Origin of the sequence: Arthrobacter sp. ok362, assembly GCF_900102785.1 — a bacterium.
Lineage (GTDB): Bacteria > Actinomycetota > Actinomycetes > Actinomycetales > Micrococcaceae > Arthrobacter.
Genome location: NZ_FNGC01000010.1, coordinates 190,174 through 212,076 on the forward strand (window position 1 = coordinate 190,174; position 21,903 = coordinate 212,076).

The 21,903-nt window shown below is 67.9% G+C and carries 21 protein-coding genes; 14 read left to right on the forward strand and 7 right to left on the reverse strand.

Going from position 1 to position 21,903, the window contains the following annotated elements:
• Entirely contained in the window at positions 1-540 is a 540-nt protein-coding gene (locus tag BLQ10_RS14680) for an Lrp/AsnC family transcriptional regulator (protein WP_091563284.1), read from the reverse strand.
• Positions 541-717: 177 nt separating this feature from the next.
• Between BLQ10_RS14680 and BLQ10_RS14685 the strand changes: the two genes are divergently transcribed.
• Entirely contained in the window at positions 718-1,959 is a 1,242-nt protein-coding gene (locus tag BLQ10_RS14685; RefSeq protein WP_091563285.1) for an MFS transporter, read from the forward strand.
• Positions 1,960-1,971: 12 nt separating this feature from the next.
• On the opposite strand, the gene BLQ10_RS14690 is transcribed toward BLQ10_RS14685, so the two are convergent.
• On the reverse strand, positions 1,972-2,469 hold the full coding sequence (locus BLQ10_RS14690; protein WP_018773770.1) for an Lrp/AsnC family transcriptional regulator: 498 nt from the start codon (positions 2,467-2,469) through the stop codon (positions 1,972-1,974).
• Between the two features lie 133 nt (positions 2,470-2,602).
• On the opposite strand from BLQ10_RS14690, the gene BLQ10_RS14695 reads away from it, so the two are divergent.
• Complete coding sequence (locus BLQ10_RS14695; RefSeq protein ID WP_091563287.1) at positions 2,603-3,766, forward strand: trans-sulfuration enzyme family protein; 1,164 nt, start codon at positions 2,603-2,605, stop codon at positions 3,764-3,766.
• A gap of 33 nt (positions 3,767-3,799) precedes the next feature.
• Here BLQ10_RS14695 and BLQ10_RS14700 read toward each other — a convergent pair whose 3' ends face one another.
• The gene (locus BLQ10_RS14700) at positions 3,800-5,107 is read right to left on the reverse strand and encodes an MFS transporter (RefSeq protein ID WP_091563288.1); all 1,308 of its coding nucleotides are present in this window, start codon (positions 5,105-5,107) and stop codon (positions 3,800-3,802) included.
• A gap of 93 nt (positions 5,108-5,200) precedes the next feature.
• Between BLQ10_RS14700 and BLQ10_RS14705 the strand changes: the two genes are divergently transcribed.
• Complete coding sequence (locus BLQ10_RS14705) at positions 5,201-6,202, forward strand: LysR family transcriptional regulator (protein ID WP_091563377.1); 1,002 nt, start codon at positions 5,201-5,203, stop codon at positions 6,200-6,202.
• Positions 6,203-6,332: 130 nt separating this feature from the next.
• Here BLQ10_RS14705 and BLQ10_RS14710 read toward each other — a convergent pair whose 3' ends face one another.
• On the reverse strand, positions 6,333-7,379 hold the full coding sequence (locus tag BLQ10_RS14710; protein WP_175558634.1) for a nitronate monooxygenase: 1,047 nt from the start codon (positions 7,377-7,379) through the stop codon (positions 6,333-6,335).
• A 117-nt stretch (positions 7,380-7,496) separates the two neighbouring features.
• Here BLQ10_RS14710 and BLQ10_RS14715 point away from each other — a divergent pair, with 117 nt between their 5' ends.
• The 9 genes from BLQ10_RS14715 (at position 7,497) to BLQ10_RS14755 (ending at position 16,633) form a co-directional block, all read left to right on the forward strand.
• Positions 7,497-8,369: an N-acetylglucosamine kinase gene (locus BLQ10_RS14715; RefSeq protein ID WP_302847326.1), complete on the forward strand. Its 873-nt coding sequence runs from the start codon at positions 7,497-7,499 to the stop codon at positions 8,367-8,369.
• Between the two features lie 34 nt (positions 8,370-8,403).
• On the forward strand, positions 8,404-8,859 hold the full coding sequence (locus BLQ10_RS14720; RefSeq protein WP_091563290.1) for an NUDIX hydrolase: 456 nt from the start codon (positions 8,404-8,406) through the stop codon (positions 8,857-8,859).
• 480 nt (positions 8,860-9,339) lie between these two features.
• On the forward strand, positions 9,340-10,494 hold the full coding sequence (gene rsgA / locus BLQ10_RS14725; RefSeq protein ID WP_091563291.1) for a ribosome small subunit-dependent GTPase A: 1,155 nt from the start codon (positions 9,340-9,342) through the stop codon (positions 10,492-10,494).
• 241 nt (positions 10,495-10,735) lie between these two features.
• Positions 10,736-11,836: an ABC transporter ATP-binding protein gene (locus BLQ10_RS14730; RefSeq protein ID WP_091563293.1), complete on the forward strand. Its 1,101-nt coding sequence runs from the start codon at positions 10,736-10,738 to the stop codon at positions 11,834-11,836.
• A complete protein-coding gene (locus BLQ10_RS14735) occupies positions 11,836-12,597 on the forward strand; it encodes an ABC transporter permease (protein WP_091563295.1) in 762 nt (253 codons plus the stop codon). Before BLQ10_RS14730 ends, BLQ10_RS14735 begins: the two co-directional genes overlap by 1 nt.
• Complete coding sequence (locus BLQ10_RS14740) at positions 12,594-13,340, forward strand: ABC transporter permease (RefSeq protein WP_091563297.1); 747 nt, start codon at positions 12,594-12,596, stop codon at positions 13,338-13,340. The genes BLQ10_RS14735 and BLQ10_RS14740 overlap by 4 nt, the downstream gene beginning before the upstream one ends.
• Positions 13,337-14,296, forward strand: coding sequence for an ABC transporter substrate-binding protein (locus BLQ10_RS14745; protein WP_091563301.1), 960 nt, complete (start codon positions 13,337-13,339; stop codon positions 14,294-14,296). Before BLQ10_RS14740 ends, BLQ10_RS14745 begins: the two co-directional genes overlap by 4 nt.
• 191 nt (positions 14,297-14,487) lie before the next feature.
• Positions 14,488-15,708: a pyridoxal phosphate-dependent aminotransferase gene (locus BLQ10_RS14750; RefSeq protein ID WP_091563303.1), complete on the forward strand. Its 1,221-nt coding sequence runs from the start codon at positions 14,488-14,490 to the stop codon at positions 15,706-15,708.
• Between the two features lie 70 nt (positions 15,709-15,778).
• The gene (locus tag BLQ10_RS14755) at positions 15,779-16,633 is read left to right on the forward strand and encodes a PPK2 family polyphosphate kinase (protein ID WP_091563305.1); all 855 of its coding nucleotides are present in this window, start codon (positions 15,779-15,781) and stop codon (positions 16,631-16,633) included.
• Positions 16,634-16,658: 25 nt separating this feature from the next.
• On the opposite strand, the gene BLQ10_RS14760 is transcribed toward BLQ10_RS14755, so the two are convergent.
• Complete coding sequence (locus BLQ10_RS14760; protein WP_091563307.1) at positions 16,659-16,889, reverse strand: exodeoxyribonuclease VII small subunit; 231 nt, start codon at positions 16,887-16,889, stop codon at positions 16,659-16,661.
• A gap of 180 nt (positions 16,890-17,069) precedes the next feature.
• The gene (gene xseA, locus BLQ10_RS14765; RefSeq protein WP_091563309.1) at positions 17,070-18,356 is read right to left on the reverse strand and encodes an exodeoxyribonuclease VII large subunit; all 1,287 of its coding nucleotides are present in this window, start codon (positions 18,354-18,356) and stop codon (positions 17,070-17,072) included.
• A 244-nt stretch (positions 18,357-18,600) separates the two neighbouring features.
• On the opposite strand from xseA, the gene BLQ10_RS14770 reads away from it, so the two are divergent.
• Positions 18,601-19,461, forward strand: a complete 861-nt coding sequence (locus tag BLQ10_RS14770; protein WP_091563312.1) for a hypothetical protein — start codon at positions 18,601-18,603, stop codon at positions 19,459-19,461.
• A gap of 9 nt (positions 19,462-19,470) precedes the next feature.
• Positions 19,471-20,559, forward strand: a complete 1,089-nt coding sequence (locus BLQ10_RS14775; RefSeq protein WP_091563314.1) for a 4-hydroxy-3-methylbut-2-enyl diphosphate reductase — start codon at positions 19,471-19,473, stop codon at positions 20,557-20,559.
• 89 nt (positions 20,560-20,648) lie between these two features.
• Here BLQ10_RS14775 and BLQ10_RS14780 read toward each other — a convergent pair whose 3' ends face one another.
• The gene (locus tag BLQ10_RS14780) at positions 20,649-21,887 is read right to left on the reverse strand and encodes a DNA recombination protein RmuC (RefSeq protein WP_091563316.1); all 1,239 of its coding nucleotides are present in this window, start codon (positions 21,885-21,887) and stop codon (positions 20,649-20,651) included.
• Positions 21,888-21,903: the final 16 nt, after the last annotated feature.

Sequence of the window (21,903 nt, forward strand, 5' to 3'; positions counted from 1 at the left end):
TTATCCTTTGTTCATCTGGGGTTCGGCGGAACCGGCCCGCCGTGACGCGGACCGGCCGGGAGCCAGCGCGTTGCCCTGCGCGAGCCGGCTGATCAGAGGTTCGGTTCGGTAGGGGATATGGGTGTGCAGCGCCAGTACGGTCTCCGTGCGGATGACTCCCTTGACCCGAAGGATCGACCGGAGGGCCGCCTGGAGGTTATGCGTGTCCGTCGCCACCACCCGGCACCAGACGTCTCCGCGCCCGGAGATCTCATGGACTTCCAGGACCTGTGCGATCAGCCGCAGGGCCCCCACAACGCCGTCGAGCTCCCGGTGGTTGACCTCGATCGTCACGAAAGCGACGACGTCGTAGCCCACCGCTTCCAGATCGATTTCGCGGCCGCCGTCGTGCAACACCCCAGAGCGCAGCATGCGCCGCACGCGCGACTGGGCGGTGTTCCGGGCGATGCCCAGGGCGTCGCTGAGGTCGCCGATCTGGATCCGCGGATCCCGGATCAACTCCAGCAGGATCTTGAGGTCGGTGGGGTCCAGACTGTTCAAATCATCACTCCGGTTCACTTCAACAGCCCGAGAATGACTGTTTTGCTCAATTTTGACACAGAATTTGGCCATGCAGATCATTGGTATTGCATTCTGTAGGTACCAATCTTTCGACCGGGCCGGGCGGTTCCCCCACAACAGGGAAAGCCCGGCCCTGCACTTTGCAAGGGCGCGGCCATGACAGTCTTCAGCGAACTCCGCATGCGCCCGGCCACAGCTGACCGCTGGGGCTGGGACGCTTCCACCACCGCACGGCTCGTGATGGCAGGCGTCGTGATCTTTACGCTGCTCGTCGGCGCGAACCTGGCGACTCCGCTGTACCCCCTGCTGCAGGCAAAACTGGGGATTACAGCGCTCGACGTTACGGTGGCGTTCTCGGCCTACGTCCTGGCGCTCGTGGCCACCCTGGTCCTGGCCGGTCACTGGTCCGACCACATCGGACGCCGCGCCGCCCTGGTGCTGGCGGTCCTGGTGGGTCTGGCCGGCGGCTTTGTCTTCGCCACGGCGGACAGCCTCGTGGCGCTCTCCGCCGGGCGCGCGCTGCAGGGCGTCGCCGTAGCGCTCGCCACCGGCGCCAGCTCGGCCGCCCTGCGCGAGCTCCTGCCCAGCCGGCCGGAGTGGGCTTCCCGGTTCACGCTCCTGGCCTCGGCCGGGGGTGTTGCGGCCGGCCCTGCGATCGGCGGATTGCTTTCACTTTTGCCAGGCCCGACGTCGACGCCGTACTACCTGCACTCCTCCGTCCTCGCTGCCGTGCTGGTGCCCCTCTCCCTGCTCAAGGCGCGGCCCGCCATCAGCCTGCATGCCGGTCCCCAGCCGCTGCGTGTCCTGGCGCCGCGGCGGCCGTCGGTCTCCAGCGACGCGCGCGGCGCCTTCTGGCTGGCCTCCTCCGTTGGCTTCTTGAGCTTCACGGTCTTCGGCTTCTGCCTCTCGCTCGCGCCCGGCTATTTCGCCCAGATTGTCCACGCCGATTCGCGGCCACTGATCGGCCTGCTGGCCGGGCTGACGCTGGGCTCCTCGGCACTAAGCCAGCTGCTCGCCATCCGGGGCCGGTTTGCCGTTCCCGCCGGTCTGGCCGTCCTCGGCGTCTCCGTCCTGCTGATCGCCGCGGCCGCCGCCTGGAGCAGCCCGTGGCTGCTGATTTTGGCCAGCATCACTGCCGGCGTGGGGCAGGGCGTGGCCTTCCGCACCGTCTTCAACGACGTCGCCGGCAGGGTGGAGCCCGCCCGCCACGCCCAGATCATCAGCACCGTCTACGTCATCACGTACCTTGGCAGCGCCTTCCCGGTGATCGGGTTGGGGCTCGCGGCTGGGATCGTCGGGCTGCAGGCCGCCGTCGCCGGTTTCGTCACGGTGTGTGCCGCCGCCGCGCTGACGCTGGCGGCCGTTACGCTGCGGGCCGCCCTGCGCCGGCAGGTCTAGCGCGTCGACCTGTTAGGGCAGCGGGCCGTGGTTGCCCTGGATGTGGTCGAAGACCAGGGTGGTTTCGGTATGGCCCACCACGGGGTCGGTGGCCAGGTTGTCCAGTACCCAGTCCCGGAGGTCCTCGGTGGTGGCCACGGCGATGTGCAGCAGATAGTCCACTGACCCGGACGTGTGGAAGGTCGAGAGCACTGCCGGGAGCTTGGGCACCCGGGCTGTGAAACGGTCGATTTGCTCACGGTCGTGGGCCCGGAGACGGACTGCAATGAGGGCCTGGACCGAGCGTCCGATCGCGGACAGGCTCAGATTGGCCTCGAAGCCCTCGATGATGCCCCGTTCGGACAGGGCGCGGGTGCGCATCAGCGCGGTCGACGGCGCGATCCCCACGAGCTCCGCCAGCTGCTTGTTCGAGATGCGGGCGTCCGCAACGAGGGCAGCGAGCAGGCGCTCGTCGATCGCGTCCAGCGGCTCGCTGGCCCCCGGCCGAACATTCTTCGCAGTGCTGCTCACGGGTCCTCCTCGTAGTGTTGTCTATTCATCATAAAGGGCACTATCCGACAGTTCGATTCAGAACCTCTACAAAAGCTCGAATTATTGCTAAATACTTGCGGAATTCAACGGCGAATATTCGTAAGGAGTTAGGGTGCTCTCTCAAGATTCACTGGCGGTCCACGCGGGCCGGAACGGGCTCACCGAACTGGGCGTCCACGCGGTGCCCATCGATCTGTCCACGACGGCGCCCCTGCCGTCCGTGCACGACGGAGGCCTGGCCTACGAGCACATGGCCACTGGCGGGTCACATGTGGAGGGGCAAAGTACTGTGTACCAGCGGCTGTGGAACCCCACGGTGGCACGCTTCGAAGAGGGCGTCGCCGTCTTGGAAGGGACCCCCGAGTCTGTCGCCTTTGCCACCGGCATGGCGGCGCTGAGCGCGGTGCTCCTCGCGGTTGTGGCGGCGGGCAAGAAACATGTTGTCGCCGTGCGGCCTCTTTACGGGGGCAGCGACTACCTGCTCGCCTCCGGCGTCCTCGGGAACGAGGTGACCTTTACGACGCCGGAAGGCGTCCGCGGCGCCATGCGGCCGGACACCGGCCTGGTGATCCTGGAGACGCCGGCCAACCCGACCCTTGAGCTGGTGGATATCGCCCGGGTGGCTCTCGCTGCCGACGGCGTGCCGCTCCTGGTGGACAACACTTTCGCCAGCCCGGTGCTGCAGCAGCCCTTCAAGCACGGTGCCGCCATGGTGCTGCACAGCGCCACGAAGTTCTTGGGCGGCCACGGTGACGCCATGGGCGGTGTGGTGGCGGCAGGCTCTGAGTGGGCGGTGCGCCTGCGCCAGATCCGGGCAGTGACCGGCGGAATCCTGACCCCGTGGCCCGCCTACCTGCTGCACCGCGGGCTGGCCACGCTCCCTGTGCGGGTCCGCGCCCAGCAGGCCAGCGCTGAAAAGGTCGCGGTTGCCCTGGCTGGGCACGGGCTTGTGAAGCGGGTCTACTACCCGGGACTGGCTGAATGCGACCCACAGGGCCTCGTGGGTACGCAGATGTCCGGCCCAGGATCGCTCATGGCCTTCGAACTCGCCAGCGCCGAGCACGCCGAGCGGATCCCGGCCGCCGTCGGCATGATCACGCACGCCGTCTCCCTCGGTGGGATCGACACCCTCATCCAGCACCCGGCCGGCCTGACCCACAGGCCGGTCGAGGCCGCGGCCAAGCCGCACGCGAGCCTGCTGCGGATCTCGGTGGGCCTGGAGGACCCGGCCGACATCGTCGCCGACGTCGTGCAGGCCATCGAGGCAACGCAGTAGCCCGCGGACCCGACGCCTAGCCGGACCCGACGCCTAGCCGGGTACTGTGGCCCGGCCACCGGCGGCGGTTGCCGGCGCCGGCGAGGGATGCGCGACGGCGGTGATTACCGCCGTCGCGCCCGCGAGTCCGACGACCGCCAGGGCAAGGGCCGTCCAGCCAAGCCGCTGGAAGATCAGGCCGCCGGCCCAGCCAAGCACGCTGGAGCCGAGGTAGTAGGCGAGGTTGTACAGCGACGCCGCCTGCGCCCGGCCCGTCGTGGCTATCAGTCCGGTCCAGCCGGAACCGATGCTGTGTGCCGCGAAGAAGCCGCCCGTGAACAGCAGCAATCCCACCAGGATCGGGACCAGCAGTTCCGTGAGCGTCAGCGCCAGGCCGCCCGCCATCAGCGCCGTGCCGGCGATCAAGACGGTGCGCCGGCCGAACCGCGACGTCAGCCCCGCCGCCCAGCGCGCCGAGACGGTTCCGGAGAGATAGGCCAGGAAGATCAGGCTGATCGCGGTGGCCGGCAGGCTGAACGGTTCCCCGGACAGCCTGAATCCGAGATAGTTGTAGACGGCCACGAATCCGCCCATGAGCAGGAACGCCTGGACGTACAGGGCCAGCAGCCGGGGATTGCGGGCATGGCCGGCCAGCGTACCGAAGGCGCCGCGGAAGCCGCCCGCGGACGCGGAGGTGAACCCCTGAGCCCGCGGCACGAGAACGAGGAACAGGACAGCTGCTCCGGTGGCCAGAACGGAGACGGCCAGCGCCGCGGCCCGCCATCCCCACAGTTCGCCGACAGGTCCCGCGACCAGCCGGCCGGCAAGGCCGCCCAGGGTGGTCCCGGCGACATAGCTTCCGGCGGCCAGGGCGGCATGGGCCTTGTTGACCTCTTCGTTGAGGTACGCGATCGCGATGGCGGGGATGCCGCCGAGCGCCATTCCCTCCAGCATCCGCAGGCACAGCAGCACGGGGAAGCTTGGGGCCAGGGGGACCAGCAGGCCCAGGATGGTGGCCGCGGAGATGCCCCACATCATTGCCCGGACGCGGCCGATCCGGTCGGCCAGGAAGGACCACGGAAGCACCGTCAGGGCCAGCCCCACCGTCGCCAGCGAAATGGTCAGGGCGGCCTCGGCGGCCGAGATGTGGAGATCCGCGGCCAGCAGGGGGAGCACCGCCTGGGTGGAGTAGAGCTGGGCGAAGGTCGCGACGCCGGCAAAGGCAAGCCCGGCGAGGATCCGTCGGTAGGCCGCGGAGCCCTTCGGATGGCCCGCCCACGCAGCAGCGTTAGCTGCAGGATCAGCTGCAAGGTTGGCTGCTGGACTTGGACCTGCCCCGGAGGGCGCGGAAAAGCGTGGCATATCCTCAGGCTAAAGCCTGCCCGAGGAATGCTTCAAATGCATGATTTCCATATAATAGATAGCAAATATGGAACAGTGCAGGCGGAGGTAATCATGGACGTCGAACACAGGCAGCTCGTGCAGCTGCTGCCCCTCCTGCCGCTGCTGGCAGAACTGGGGCGGACGGAGCACATTACCGAGACGGCCGAGCTCCTGGGCCTGCCGCAGTCGACGGTGAGCCGTGCAATTGCGCGGGCCAGCGCCATCGTGGGGACGGAGCTGCTGATCCGGGACGGCCGCGGCGTGCGGCTGACGCCCGCGGCGAAGGCGCTCCTGCCCCACATTGAGGCCGCCCTGGACGAATTCCAGGCGGGGCTGGACCTTGTCCGGCACGAATCGGAAGTGGTCCGCGGCCGGATCGCTGTGTCGTTCCAGCACACCTTCGGCGAGGCGATGCTGCCGCTGCTCATCAGTGCGTTCCGGAGCAGGCACCCGCAGACAGCCTTTGACCTCAGCCAGGGCGCACGGGACGGCTGCCTCGCGGAACTGGCCGCGGGCTCCGCGGACCTTGCCCTCACGGCACCCGTTGCCACACCAAGCAAGAGAATCGGTTCGGCCGCGCTGTACCGGGAACCGCTGCGCCTGGTGGTGCACCACCGGCATCCCTTGGCCGGCCGCCGTCGGGTCCGGGTCGCCGAAATCCGGCAGGAGTCGTTCGTGGCGATGGGGTCCGGCTATGGCATGCGCTCGCTGACCGATGCGTTGTTTCGGGAGGCGGGGTTCCGCCCTCGCATTGCCTTCGAGAGCCAGGACTCGCACACCGTCCGCGGACTCGTCTCGGCCGGGCTCGGCGTCAGCATCCTGCCGCCCGGCGGCTCCGCACCGGGGCGGCACCACCCGTCGCGGGGCGCCGGGGCCGACGACGGCGGCGGCCCCGGGTGGGTGGAAATTCCCCTGGAATCGGCGCTGGCGTTCCGCGAGATCGGCCTCGCGTGGCGGGAGCCCCGGGGCGGAGCCGACGCCGAGTCCGATCCCGTGCGCTTGTTCCGCGAACTCGTGCTGCGCGACGGGCCGGAACTCCTGGCAGGCTTCGTGCGCGAACGCTCTGGAGGCTGAGCCGGCCCGACGGGTGCGCCAAGGGCGCCAAGGTCGCCGAGGTCGCCGGAAGGGTGCGAGAACGCCGTAAAAAAGCCGCGGTTTCGGACGTTTGCGGCGACCTCGGCGTGCTGCGGCGGTCAGCGGCGGGTCAGCGGCCGGCGAGCAGCCCGTGCACGACGTCGGCCACGGGTCCGGCCTGTGCCTGCCGCCAACCCGAACCCGCCCACAGGTTCAGGCGCTCCGCGTCGCCGGCTGCGGCGGCCGCAGCCCGGAGGGGTGCCGTCAGGTGGTGGACGGCCGGGTAGACAACAGGTGCCTCGGGGTGGTCGCGGACGAATTCGTTCTCCAGGGCCCGAGCCTGCCGGCCGGTGAAGGCGCGTGTCAGCCGGGTCCGGGTGAAATGCGGATCCGCCAGGGCATCCTTGTGCAGCTGCCGGGCACCGCTTTCGTCCGTGCGGAGGAACGCGGTGCCGAGCTGAGCTGCAGCGGCCCCGGCACGCAGCACGGCGTCGAGCCCGGCCGCATCCATGATGCCTCCTGCGGCCACCAGCGGGAGGTCGACGGCGGACCGCACCTCGGCGAGCAGCTCCGCCGTCGTGCCGACCGGCTGTGGCCCGCCTGGCTGTGCCCCCGGCGCCGGCAGGAACGCCGCACTGTGCGCGCCGGCGCTCGTGTGCTGCACCACGAGGGCGTCCACGCCCTGCTCTGCCGCGTGCACGGCCTCGGCCGCGGTGGTGACAGTGGCAAGCACCGCCGATCCCGCCCGCTGCAGAGCGCGGACGACGTCGAGGCCGGGTAGTCCGAAAGCGAAACTCACCAGCTCCAAGGGGTCCGCCAGCAGGACATCGATCTTTCCCTGCCACTCGTCGTCGTCGTCCAGCCGCAGCTGCGGGAGCTCCACACCGTATCGCCGGGCGTCGGCCCGCAGCTGCAGCCGGTAGTCCTCGAGCTCCGCCAGCACCGCCGCAGACGGCCGCAGTTGGGCCGGATCCGGGACGAACACATTCATGCCGAAGCGGGCGCCGGACTCCCGGATGGTACGGACTTCCGCCTGCATGGCCGCCACGGATTTGTACCCGGCCGCCAGGAAGCCAAGGCCGCCGGCGCGGTGCACGGCCTCGACAAAGGCCGGCGTTGAGGTTCCTCCGGCCATGGGCGCTGCGATGACGGGTGTGCCGAAAAGTTCGTGGGGCATTGCTGGCTCCTTGTGGCGATTCAGTAACCTGTTCCAGTGACTAACACTGATAACCCGCTGGCGACGGGCTCCGTTCCATCTTCCACCACGCCATCCGCCCCGGCGACGACGGGCGCCGTGATCGGCCTGGACATCGGCGGCTCCAAAACCAGGGGCGTCCGGTTCGAGGACGGCATGCCCGTGGCCGACGAATCGGTGGGCAGCTCCAATGTCCAGAACGTCAGCCCTGAGGAAGCCGCCCGCCACCTGGCGGAACTCTTCGGCAGGATCGGCGGGGGAGAAGTCGCCCAGGTCTACGCCGGGGCCGGCGGTATCGACACCGACGACGACGCCGCGGCGCTCGCCGCACTGATTGCCCCGCACGTGCCCGGCGCACGGATCACTGTGGTCCATGACTCCCGGCTGCTGCTCGCCGCAGGCGGCGCCAGCACCGGTGTCGCCGTGATCGCCGGCACCGGCTCGGCCGCGTGGGGCAGGAACGGCCGCGGTGAGGAAGCCCGGGCCGGGGGCTGGGGCTACCTGCTCGGCGACGAGGGCAGCGGCTACTGGCTGGGCCGGGAGGCCGTCCGCCACAGCCTGCGGCGGATGAACCAGGGCCTGGAACCGGACGAACTCACCGGCGCCCTGCTGGCATCCTGCGGCGTGGACCACCCGAACATGCTGATCGCACTGTTCCACTCGCCCGCGACCGGACGCCGCTTCTGGGCCCAGCAGGCCCGGCTCGTGGTGGAAGCTGCCGGTGCCGGCCATTCGCCGAGCCAGGCCCTCATGGATCAGGCCGGGAGCGACCTCGCCGACCTGGCAGCGCAAACCGTCCGGCAACTCGGCATCGAGGGTCCCGTCATCCTGGGCGGCGGGCTCGGCATGAACGTACCGCGGCTCCAGGAGTCCTTCCGCGCGGCACTGGCCGCCTTCGGGGTCACCGATGTCCGGGTCCTGGAGCAAGAGCCCGTCTTCGGGGTTCTCCAGCTGGTGGCGGAACAGGAGTAGCCGGAGGCAATCCGCCGGCTACTACGCTGGAGGGATGAGCATGCAATTCGACACCCGGCCCGCCGCCTACGCCGTCATCATCCGTGACGCTCAGATCCTCCTGGCGTACTGGAAGCAGGACGGCCGCGAAGGCTGGACGCTGCCCGGCGGCGGCCTGGACCTGGCCGAACACCCGGTTGACGGTTGCCGCCGCGAGATCCACGAGGAAACCGGCTACGATGCCGAAGTCGGCGCCATGCTGGGGATCGATGTCGGCCACTGGCCATCCGAAGTCCGGCTCGACGGGGGCGAGCGGGACTTCCAGTCGCTCCGGCTGGTCTACGAGGCGACGATCACGGGCGGGGAACTGCGCCACGAGGTTAACGGGAGCACCACCCACGCGGCCTGGATTCCACTGGATGCGGTGGCCGAGCTGAACCGGGTCTCGCTGGTGGATGCCGGACTGCGCCTGTACCGCGAGAGGCCGCTGAACGGAAAACTTTCCGGCTAAATCGCTAGCCAGGCGCAGGCGCCATGGCTATTCTGTAAAAACCGCCGGGAAGCAGATGCCACAAGGGCATAAAACACAGGGCAGTAAACGCAGGGCAGTAAACGCAGAGCAGTAAACGCAGGGCAGTAAACGCAGGCGGGATCAGACAAGATCGGACGGGGCCGCCCGCAGCAAGTCGGCCCGACGGGGAGGTGGAAGCAATGAATGCGATATTTCTGAGCGCGCAGCGCACCGATACAAGCCATGTCATTACTCCTGCCCCGTCCCACGGCGCAGCCTAGCCATCCAGCGCTAGTCTCCACGCGCGCGGCGTCTCTAGTCACCGCAGCGCACCTGAGCCGCACCAGGGGGCCCATCAAAGGGTTTTCGTTGACCACTCATACTGCATCGCCGGGCGCCCGTGGCGCCCTCTTCACCGATTCATCTGTTCCTAATTCAGCCGGGCCCCAGCCAGCAGGACAGCCAAATGACGGCGGCCCCGTGGGTCCAGTCCAGTACGGTTACACGGCCGGCGTCGCGGAGCGGTTCGCGGCCCATCCCGTGCCGGGAGGCCGCCGCCCGGGCCGCGTCATCCGGGTGGACCGCAACCTCGTCCTGGTGGCCGACGGCGACGGGAACGCCCACCTGCCCTACCCGCGCGGCGGGGAGGTTCCCGCCACCGGGGACTGGGTCTGGCTGGGCTCGAACGCCGCGGGGGAGCCCGCCATCGTAGGCATAGTGCCGCGACACTCGGAGCTGAGCCGCAAACGTGCCTTCGAGGCCTCCTCCGAGGCACAGGTCCTTGGCGCCAACATGGACGTCGTCGGGATCGTCGTTCCGGTGGACCGTCCGCTCACGCACAACCGGCTCGAACGGACGCTGGTCGCAGCCTGGGACTCCGGTGCCACGCCACTCGTGATCATCACGAAGGCGGACCTCGCGGACCTCGCGGACGACGTCGTGGAGACGGTCGTGCGCCAGGCGGCCGGCGTCGACGTCGTCACCACCTCTGCCGAGAACGGCGACGGCCTCGACGAACTGCTGCGCCATCTGCCGCCCGGCGGCACGCTGGTGCTGCTGGGGCCTTCGGGCGCCGGCAAATCCACGCTCATCAACGCCCTCGCCGGCACAGCGACCCAGGAGATCGGGGCAGTCCGCGCCGGCGACGGCAAAGGCAGGCACACCACCACGTCCCGGGCGCTCGTTCCCCTGCCCGGCGGCGCCGTCCTGATGGACACCCCAGGGGTTCGCGGCTTCGGGATCTTCGACGCCGAGGAAGGAATGGAGGAGATGTTCGGCGACCTCGAAGAGCTCTTCGGCCACTGCCGGTTCTCGGACTGCGCTCACGGCAGGGAACCCGGCTGCGCCGTCCAGGCCGCACTGGCCGACGGCGTCCTGGATGACCGCCGCTGGGCCAGCTACCTGAAGCTGCAGCGCGAACTCGCCGCCCTGGCCCGCCGCCATGACGCTGCCGCTCGGCGGGCCTATCAGCGCGAATGGCACCAGAAGGTCGCGGTGGCGGGCAAGAGCCAGCGGTCGGCCGAGCGGGAAATCCACGAAAACGGGCCGGCCCACGGCAGTGGCAAGAACAGCGGCAAGAGCGGCCACGGCAATGGAAAGAGCGGGGCCAAGAACGGCCGGCAGCGGCCCCGCTGAGGCCCGCCGCGCAGTGCCACAACGATCCGGGTGGCGCGCCGGAAGCATTTCCGGGGCGCCACCCATCCGAAATCGTTGTGCTTCCGAAGCCTTACGGGAGCAGCGGCGCCGCTGGCTGCATTTCCATGACTTTGTCACGAGTGCTGGTTAGGCTAAGTGCTAACTGCTTTATGGCCAGCACACTGACGAAAGTTGGCTGGTCCCTGTCGATGTTGCCGCCAACAGTTAGGTAAGCCCGGAAATGGCCGAAGCCATGATCGAGTTCCAGAACGTCACGAAGCAGTATCAAGGTGGCCAGGCCGCCGTTGACGGGCTGACTATGTCCATCGATAAGGGCGCCATCACAGTCTTCGTCGGACCCTCCGGCTGCGGAAAGACCACCTCCCTACGGATGATCAACCGCATGGTGGAGCCCACGTCCGGCATCATCACCGTCGGCGGCGCCGACGTCACCTCGGTGCCCGCCGCGCAGCTGCGCCGGTCCATGGGCTACGTCATGCAATCCTCCGGATTGATGCCCCACCGCTCCGTGCTGGACAACATCGCCACCGTTCCCCGGCTCAACGGCGTCTCCAAAGCCGAGTCCCGCAAGCGCGCTCAGGAACTGCTGGACGTCGTCGGGCTGGCTTCCTCCCTCGGCAAGCGGTACCCGTCCCAGCTCTCGGGCGGCCAGCAGCAGCGCGTCGGCGTGGCCCGGGCGCTCGCGGCCGATCCTCCGGTACTGCTCATGGACGAGCCCTTCAGCGCCGTGGACCCGGTGGTCCGCGATGAACTCCAGAAGGAGCTGCTCCGCCTCCAGCATGATCTGGCAAAGACGATCGTCTTCGTCACTCACGACATCGATGAGGCCACAGTCCTGGGCGACAAGGTCGCCGTATTTGCTGTCGGCGGCAAGCTGGCGCAATACGCTGCTCCGGATGAGATCTTGCGGGCCCCGGCCAACGAGTTCGTGGCCTCATTCGTGGGCCGCGACCGCGGGTTCCGGCACCTTGCGTTTAGCCCCTCTGACGGTGTCACCATCCACCCCGTCCGCACCATCACGGCCGAACAGCTCCCACAGGAGGGCAGCTCCGACGACTGGCAGCTGGTGGTTGACGACGCCCTCCGTCCCCTTGGCTGGGCCGGCCCCGGCCGTGCCGGAACCGGCCCGGCGATGGTTCCCGGCGGCTCCCTGTTCCGCAAGGGGGACACACTCCGCCGGGCCCTCGACGCGGCCCTGTCGTCGCCGTCGGGCCTCGGCGTCGCCGTGAACGACGACGGCCAGGTGGCCGGGGTTATCGCAGCCACCGAAGTCCTCGCCGTGATCGAGTCAGACCGCAGCGTCCGGCACGGAGGGCTCTGATGCAGTGGTTCCTGGCCAACAGTGCGGAGGTCTTCAGCCTCGCCGGCCAGCACCTCGTCCTGGCCATCCTGCCGATGGTGTTCGGGGTCCTCATTGCCGTCCCGCTGGCCCAGGTGGCCCGGCAGAGCCGCGGGCTCCGGTCCACGGTGCTCACCGGATCCTCGCTGCTCTACACGATCCCCTCACTGGCGCTTTTCATCATCCTGCCGACCATCCTCGGTACCAGGATCCTGGATCCCGTCAACGTGGTCGTGGCCCTGACCATCTACGCCGTCGCACTGCTGGTGCGCGCCACGCTGGATGCCTTTGACTCGGTGGACGAGGACCTCCGGCAGGCCGCCGTCGCCATGGGGTTCAAGCCCTTCGCCCGCTTCATGCAGATCGATCTGCCGCTGTCTTTGCCGGTGCTGTTCGCCGGGCTGCGCGTGGTCTCGGTCAGCAACATCTCGCTGGTCAGCGTCGCGGCGCTGCTCGGGATCGGCAACCTCGGAATGCTCTTCACTTCTGGCCTGCAACGTGACTTCGTCACCGAGGTTGTGGTGGGCATCATCGCCATCCTGATCCTCGCGCTGCTGATGGACTCCATCCTTGTCCTGCTCGAACGGCTGCTGACCCCCTGGACCCGCGCCGCGGCGGCCACGGGTGCCGGCACCGATTCAGGCGCCGCCCCGGATACGACCGGCGCCGCCCCGGACAAGACCGGCGCCGCTGACGGGGCCTTGCTGCTTTCACGCCCCAAGACCGGAGGGGGAAACGCATGAACAACGTCGCCACGGACACCTTTGCCTGGCTCGCCAATCCGGAGAACTGGTCCGGCAGCGCCGGAATCCCGGTGCGGCTGGCCGAACACCTGCTCTACACGGGCCTGGTGATGCTGATCGCCACCGCCATCGCCGTCCCCATCGGCCTTTACGTCGGGCATACCGGCCGCGGGCGGGTTGCCATCGTCGCCCTCGCCGGCGCGCTGCGCGCCCTGCCCACCCTCGGCTTGCTCACCCTGTTCGTCCTGCTCGCCGGCATCGGTCTGATGCCGCCGATCTGGGCCCTAGTGATCCTGACAGTGCCGCCCCTGCTGGCCGGCACCTACGCCGGGATCTCCAGCGTCGACCGCAATGTAGTGGACGCCGCCCGCGCCATGGGCATGACCGAATGGCAGGTCCTGTTCCGGGCGGAATTCCCCAACGCGCTGCCGGTGATGTACGGCGGCTTCCGGACCGGTGTGCTCCAGGTGATCGCCACCGTCTCCGTAGTCGCCTACATTAACCTGGGCGGCCTGGGCCGCTACCTGTTCGACGGGCTTGTGCTCTCCGACTTCCCGCAAATGCTGGGCGGCTCCTTGCTGATCGCCGCCCTCGCCATCACCGTCGACCTGGTCCTTGCCCTAATCCAGAGGCTGTTCCTGTCACGGGGCGCCTCTCCGCAGTCGAACCGCAGCCAGCAGGCTGCGGTTGATCTCACAGACTCCATTTACACGGAGACTGCCGTACAAGGAGGTAAGTCATGAAGGAATCCCGCCAACGAGCCCTTGGCAGGCGCGCATTCGGCGGCCTGGCCGCCGGTGTGGGCCTGGCCATGGCCCTGTCCGCCTGCGGGGGCTCATCCAACCCGCTGAGCTCGGCCCCGGCCAGCAGCGGCGCCGCTTCCGGCGGCTCCCTGGTGATCGGCTCCGCTGACTTCCCCGAGAGCCAGATCCTGGCCGAGGTCTACGCCGGTGCCCTGAACGCCGCGGGTGTCACGGCCAGCACCAAGCCGAACATCGGCTCGCGCGAGGTCTACTTCAAAGCAGTCCAGGACGGATCGGTGGACGTCGTTCCCGACTACAGCGGCAACCTGCTGCTGTACGTAAACAAGGACGCCACCGAGGTCTCCGCCGAGGACATCGCGAAGGCGCTCCCGGCCAAGCTGCCGCAGGGACTGGCCGTGCTGGATGCCTCTAAAGCCGAGGACAAGGACGCCATGGTGGTCACCAAGGCCACGGCCGAGAAACACCAGCTGAAGTCCATCGAAGACATGGCGAAAGTCTGCAGCGAGTTCGTCGTCGGTGCCCCGGCGACCTTCGCCGAGCGCGCCTATGGGCTGCCGGGCCTGAAGAAGAACTACAACTGCGAGCTTAAGAAGCTGGAGCCGTTCAGCGACGGCGGCGGCGCCGTCACGCTCAAGGCGCTGCTCTCGGACCAGGTCCAGGTCGCGGATATCTACACCACCACCCCGTCCATCCCGGACAACGACCTCGTGGTGCTGGAGGACCCGAAGAACAACTTCATCGCACAGCAGGTGCTGCCTCTGTACAACACGGCCAAAATGACGGACAAGGCGAAGGAAGCCCTCAACTCCGTGTCCAAGGTCCTCACCACGGAAGACCTCATCAACCTCAACCGTGCCGTGAGCGGCAGCCAGAAGCAGAACCCGAAGGATGCCGCGGACGCGTGGCTGAAGGAGAAGGGCATCGTCAAGCAGTAGGCGGCACGGCGGGGGAGCCCGGCGGCAACATGCTGCCGGTACGCTGCCAGGCCGCTGACCACGACTGACCTGCCGCCGACGCCGGTGTCCGGGCTTGCCGCCCGGGCGCCGGCGTCGTGGTTGTTACCGTCGCGTCGGCGTGTGAGTCATGTCTCAGCGGAAGTACATCCTCCATATGGCATATTTGATGAATGGCAGAATTCAAGCAGTCCACCAAGCTTCATAATGTCCTTTACGACATCCGTGGACCGATTCTTCAGGCCGCCCAGCAGATGGAGGCGGAGGGTCATCGCATCCTCAAACTGAACATCGGAAACCCGGCCCCGTTCGGGTTTGAAGCGCCGGACGCGATCCTGGTGGATATGATCCGCCACCTGCCGCATGCCCAGGGCTACAGCGACTCGCGCGGCATTTTCTCCGCCCGCACCGCCGTTTCGCAGTACTACCAGACCCGCGGGATCCAGAACATCCACGTGGATGACATCTATCTCGGCAACGGCGTCAGCGAACTCATCACAATGTCGCTCATGGCCCTGCTCGACGACGGTGACGAGGTCCTGATCCCCACCCCGGACTACCCGCTGTGGACTGCCTCGGTTGCCCTGGCCGGCGGGAAGCCCGTGCATTACCTCTGCGACGAGGAAACCGGCTGGCAGCCGGACCTCGAGGACATGGAAGCGAAGATCACCCCGCGCACCAAGGGCATTGTGGTCATCAATCCGAACAACCCCACGGGTGCGGTGTACCCGAAAGCGACGCTGAAAAAGATCGTCGCTCTCGCCGAGAAACACGGCCTCGTGCTCTTCGCCGACGAGATCTACGAGAAGATCCTCTACGAAGACGCGGTGCACGTAAACCTCGCCGCGCTCACCGGCGACGATGTCCTGTGCCTGACCTTCAGCGGGCTCTCTAAGGCCTACCGGGTCTGCGGGTTCCGGGCCGGCTGGATGGCCATCTCCGGCCCGAAAAAAGATGCCGCGGACTACCTCGAGGGCATCAACCTGCTCGCAAACATGCGCCTCTGCGCCAACGTTCCGGCCCAGCACGCCATCCAGACCGCCCTCGGCGGCTACCAGAGCATCAACGACCTGATCCTGCCCGGCGGACGCCTCCTGGAGCAGCGGAACAAGGCCTACGACATGCTCAACGCCATCCCCGGCGTCAGCACACAGCAGGCCCGCGGGGCGATGTATCTGTTCCCGAAGCTGGACCCCGAGGTCTATCACATCCGCGACGACGAGAAATTCGTTCTGGACCTGCTCCGCGAGCAGAAGATCCTCCTGTCCCACGGCAGGGCGTTTAACTGGGTCCGGCCGGACCACTTCCGGATGGTGACGCTGCCAAACGTCAAGGACCTCGAGGAAGCGATCAACCGCATGGCGGACTTCCTGAGCCGGTACAAGGGGAACTAGGCTTCGGTCAGCAGCGCAACGGGGCTCCTGCCCCGCCTACCGCGGCTGCGCCAACCGGAAAGAGGCATTGATGGCAGGCTCCGCGACATTCGATGACCACCCCTCGAAACTCCTGAAGGTCGGGAAGGGCTTCAGCCTCGAGTCGTTGGACCCGGGCTCGACGCCCGGCTACGACGGCGACAAGGCCGACGGCGAGCAGCTGCTGGAGGAACTGGACGGCAAACTCGCCCAGCTCCAGGAACAGCTCTTTGCCGAGTCCCTGTTCGGCGGAACCAAACGGATCCTGCTGATCCTGCAGGCCATGGACACGGCCGGCAAGGGCGGAATCGTCACCCACGTCATGGGCACCATGAACCCCCACGGTGTCCAGCTGAAGTCCTTTAAAGCACCCACTCCGGAGGAGAAGTCTTACGACTTCTTGTGGCGGATTGAGAAGGAAGTGCCGGCGGCCGGGATGGTTGGCGTCTTCGACCGCTCCCACTACGAGGACGTCCTGATTCACCGTGTCCACCGCTGGGCCAGCCCCGAGGAGCTGGAGCGCCGCTACCGGGCCATCAACGAATTTGAAGCCCGGCAGGCGGCGGCCGGAACCAAGATCGTCAAGGTCATGCTGCACATCGGCCGCGACGAGCAGAAGGACCGGCTCCTGGCCCGGCTCGATGACTCCGCCAAACAGTGGAAGTACAGCAGTGGGGACCTGAAGGAACGGGCCTTCTGGGCTGACTACATGGACGCGTACCAGAAGGCCATCGAGAAGACCAATACCGAGCTGGTCCCGTGGCATGTCGTGCCGGCCAACAAGAAGTGGTACGCCCGCATCGCCGTGCAGCAACTCCTCCTGGAAGCCCTCGACGGCATGAATCTCCAATGGCCGGTTCCGGACTTGGACCTGGACATGGAGCGCGAACTGGTACGGCGGTCCTGAACGGCGGTCTGTGAAGGGCAGGCGCCTAGCTCTTATCCGCAGCGTGGTCCCGGGCTGCGGCGAGCCGCTTGCGGGCGCCTTCGAGCCACTGTTCGCAGCGCTTGGCCAGTGCCTCGCCGCGCTCCCACAGCGCGAGCGACTCCTCCAGGCTGGCGCCGCCGGCCTCCAGCTTGCCCACCACTGCGACCAGCTGCTCTCGGGCGTCCTCGTAGCTGAGGGCCTCGACGTCGGCGTTCGGGCTGGGTTCTTCTGCCATGTGGATGCTCCTTGGTTGTCGCGGTTTCTGGTTCCGCGGTGTCTGTTCGGCGGTGCTCTTCAGTGGTGCTCTTCAGTGGTGCTGTTCAGTGGTGCTGTGGGGTTGCCGTCTTGCCGTGCGGCGGGTGGTTGCGGGATGACGCCGGACCAAGCCTTTCAGGACCGGTCTTGGTCCGCTGGGTTATTCCTCGGCCAGCACCTGACCGCCGGTGGATTGGGCGGTGAACCGGCCGCCGGCCACCCGTACCGTAAGGTCCGTGCCGGCGGGCGCCTGCGAGGGGTGCCGAACCACATCCCGGTGGGTCGCGGAGGCCGTGCCGGAGCCGGCGAGCTGGACCACCGCGTAGCCGCGATCCAACGTCTTTTGCGGCGAGAGCGCGCGCACCTGCGCCTTGAGGTGGACCAGCTGGTCCGCTGCCCGCACGACGGCGGCGCTGATGGCCGAATGCGAGCGGACTTTGAGCCGTTCGACGTCGTCGTGGCGCTGGGTGATCATGACGTCGGGGGAGAGCAGTACGGGGCGGGAGCGCAGGGACGCCAGCCGGTCGCCCTCGCGTTCAACGAGCCGGGTGACCCCGCGACGGAGCTGGTCCCGGGCCTGCCGGACCCGGACGAGCTCCTCTGCGACATCCGGAACGATCCTCTTCGCGGCGTCGGTGGGCGTTGATGCCCTGAGGTCTGCGACGTCGTCGAGGATGGGCCGGTCCGCTTCGTGCCCGATCGCGCTCACCACGGGGGTGGACGCGTCCGCGACGGCCCGGATGAGCTCCTCGCTGCTGAACGGCAACAGGTCCTCGAGGGCGCCTCCGCCGCGGGCGATGACGATGACGTCGACCCCGGGGTGGGCGTCGAGCTCCCGCAATGCCGCGATCATCTGGGCTACGGCGGTGTTCCCCTGGACCGCTACTTCGCGGATCTCGAATTCGACGGCCGGCCAGCGCAGGGCAGCGTTGCGCAGCACGTCCTTCTTGGCGTCAGAGTCGCGGCCGGTGATCAGGCCGATCCGGTGGGGGAGCAGGGGGAGCCGCTTTTTACGGGAATCGGCAAAGAGCCCTTCGGCGGCGAGGGCCTGGCGCAGCCGCTCGATCCTGGCGAGGAGGTCGCCGAGGCCCACGGGCCGGATGTCCTTCACGGACATGTTCAGCCGGCCCGTCTTGAGCCAAAATTCGGCCTTGATCAGAGCCACAACCCGGGAGCCGCGTTCCAGCGGAGCGTCCTGGCGGTCCAGCACGGTGGTCCAGACCGACGCCGGCAGCGAGATTTCGGCGTCGATGTCCCGGAGCGTCAAGTAGGCGTTGCTGCCACGACGATTGAGCTCGATCACCTGCCCCTCAACCCATGCCGAGGGCGCGCGGTCGATGTGCATCTTGAGCTTCTGGGACAGCAGCTGCAGCGGCCAGGGGTTGTCCGGGCTGGTTTGAGCCGCGGTGGCCGGTAGCGTGGTGGCCGCCGCCGCGTCCTCAGACATGCGTGGGCTCCATGGCCGAGAGTGCCTTGTGGAGTGCCTTGTGCATATGCGTGCGTGTCCTTTGCTGCGTGTCCTTGACCAGGCCGACGGCCGGCGGGCCCGCTCCCCGGTGGGTGGGCCGGCCGGCAGCCGGAAGTTGTCTCTTTCAACTCTATCCATAGCTCTACCACCCGGGCCCGACTTTATGGCCGCGCCCGGCCCCGCCCTAGGATGGGAGGGATGCCACCGACCTCCTAGGAATCCCTTGCGCACTTTTGTCTCTGCCGCCGCCGTCCTTGTCGGACTACTGATGGCAGCCGTCGCCGTTCCAGCCATGTGGGTGGACCGCAACATCGTCCAAGAACAGGGCTTTGTTGCCCTGACCGCACCGCTGGGCAAGAACCCGGCGTTCCAGCAGCGGCTCGCCACGGCCGCCGTCGATGGCCTGGCCTCCGGCGCCGGCATCCCTGAAGCCCTCAGGGAGCTTGCCCGGCCGGTCCTGGACCACGCAGCACAATCGCTTACGGGATTGCCCGGCTACTCGGAGGCCTGGGCTGAGACCCTGCGCAAGAGCCACCGCCTCACGTTCGCCGACCCCAGCACACTGCCGCCGGAGGTTGACGGCACCTCGTCGCTCACTCTGGATGTCGCACCGCTTGTCGGGCTGGTGGCCAAGCAGGTAACGGAGGCGACCACCCTTCCGCTGGAGGCGCCCGGCCAGGTGCTGATCCATATCGGGCAGTCCGACCAGCGCCAGCTGATCGAACGAGCCACCGTCTACGCCCCGATGGGCTACGCCGTTGCTGTCGGCGCGGGCATCGCCTTCGTGCTGGCGTTCGTTGCGGCCCGACGCCGGTGGACCGTCCAGGTCGGCATGGGCGTCGGAGCGCTGGTGCTCGCCGGGGCATGGAAGCTGGCCAGCGATGCCGCCGGCGCCGCCGTCTCCGGGACCTCGAGCGGCAACGATGTCGCGGAGCTTTTCAAGAACGAGTTTGTCGCGGCGTCCTCCGCCAGTTTCGGCCAGTGGATCGTCGCTGCCGCAGTTGCAGGAGCAGCCCTGCTGGCCACAGGTCTGGCTGTCCGCGTTGCCGGGGGCCGCAAACGGGGCAAGAGTGAACACCGGTAGCATGGGGGCATGACCTCCACCGCTGTTTCCGTTCCGATGCCATCCGTTCCGCGCCGGCGGCGTTCACCGGATGACGTTCTGGCGGCGGCCCCTGTCGCCGGTCCCAAAAAGGTCCTGCTGGCAGCCCCGCGCGGCTACTGCGCCGGCGTTGACCGTGCGGTCATCGCGGTGGAAAAAGCCCTGGAGCACTACGGCCCGCCGGTCTACGTCCGCAAGCAGATCGTGCACAACGTCCACGTGGTCAGCTCCCTGGAGGAGAAGGGCGCCATCTTCGTCGATGAAACCGACGAGGTACCGGAAGGCGCCCTCGTGATCTTTTCCGCACACGGTGTCTCGCCCGCCGTCGTCCAATCCGCCGAAGACCGCGGCCTGCGTACCATTGACGCGACCTGCCCGCTGGTCACCAAGGTGCACCGCGAAGCCGTCCGGTTCGCCAAAGATGACTTCGACATCCTGCTGATCGGCCACGACGGCCATGAGGAAGTGGAAGGCACCGCGGGCGAGGCTCCGGAGCACATCCAAATCATCAACGGCCCGCACGAGGTCGACAAGGTCACGGTCCGCGACCCCGAGAAAGTCATCTGGCTCTCGCAGACCACCCTCAGCGTGGACGAAACCATGGAGACTGTGCGCCTGCTCAAGGAGCGGTTCCCCACCCTGCAGGATCCGCCCAGCGACGACATCTGCTACGCCACTACCAACCGCCAGGTGGCGATCAAGAAGATCTCGCCCCAGGCGGACCTCGTGATCGTGGTGGGCTCCGCCAACTCCTCGAACTCCGTCCGCCTCGTGGAGGTGGCACTGGAATACGGTGCCAGGGCCTCGTACCGGGTCGACTTCGCCAACGAGGTCGACGAGGCCTGGTTCGAGGGCGTCGCGACGGTGGGTGTGACTTCCGGGGCCTCAGTCCCAGAAGTCCTCGTCAAGGACGTGCTCCGGCTCCTGGCCGACTACGGCTACGGATCGGTCGAGGAAGTGGTCACGGCCGAGGAAGACCTCCTGTTCTCCCTGCCGAAGGAGCTCCGGGCCACCCTGAAGCAGGCCGGCGACGTCACCCGCGCCCTCGGCGGCCGCGGCACCCGCCCCGAACAGTCCTAGGGACTGATCAGTCCTAGGTACTGGTCGGTCCCAGGCACCGAACCCCACGCACCAAACCCCAGGAACCGAACCCTAGGCGTTGAACAGTCCTAGGCCGCGGACTCTTCGGACTGGTCCCGGGGCTGCAGTTCCGGGGCCGCGACCGCACGCGGCGTGACCTCGACGGCGGGCGGAGTGGCCAGACCGGCGGATTCGAGGGCGTTCAGCTTCCTGGCAGTGGGCAGGACCCGGGCCTCAAGTGTCCCGACCATGGAGTTGTAACGCTCCACCGAGGTCTTCAGCGAGGACCCCAGCTTGGTGACGTTGTCGCCGAGCGTGCCCATTCGGTCGTAGAGCTGCCGCGCGAGTTCGAAGAGTTCCCGGGCGCTGTCCGTCAACACGTCCTGGCGCCACGTGAACGCCACCGACTTCAGCACCGCCAGCAACGTCCCGGGGGAGGCAAGGACCACGTTCTTGGACAGTGCATGGTCCAGCAGGGCCGGGTCCGCCGAGAGGGCGGCGGCCAGGATGGACTCCGCCGGCAGAAAACACACCACCAGCTCCGGAGAGTTGCCGGGGATGTCCCAGTACTTCTTGCTGCCCAGCGCGTCCACGTGGGCCTTGAGGGCCTTGGCATGGGCCGCGAGGTGCGCCTGCTGGCTGCCCGGCAGCTGCGAGGACTGCTGGCCTGCCTGGGAGGCGCCGAGGTCCTGGGCGGCAAGATATGCCGCCAGCGGGACCTTTGCGTCGACAACGAGCTGCTTGTCCCCGGGCAGCTGCACCACGAGGTCGGGCCGGAGGCTGCCGTCCGGACCGGAGGTGTGGGCCTGCCCGCTGTGGACCTGTTCGTGGAAATCCACATGCCGCAGCATGCCTGCTGCCTCGACCACCCGGCGCAGCTGAACCTCGCCCCACTGGCCGCGGGCGCTGTTGGAGCGCAGGGCAGACTCCAGCGCATGCGTGGAGCGCAGCAGCTGCTCATCGGACAGGCGGGCCTCCTGCAGTTGCTGGGCAAGCTGGCCGTACTGCTCCAGCCGGTCGCGTTCGAGCAGCGACACCTGCTGCTGCACGGCAGTGAGCTTCTCCGCCACTGGCGCCAGCGCACGGAGCACACTGCCGTCCTGGTTCCGGGACTCGCCGAGTTCCCGGTTCTGTGCCGCGAGAAGGCGCCTCTCAGCGTCGGCGGCGGCGAACTGGGCGCTGACATCGGACAGCCGGGCCGACACGCCGTCGAAGTCCTGTTCCACGGCCAGATAGCGCCGGCGGAGCAGGACGTAGACGACGGCGGCGCCCGCAACGGCGCCCGTGAGCAGCATGAGCAGGGCAAGAATCAGTGCAAAAGCATCCATGACTTCACTGTGGCAT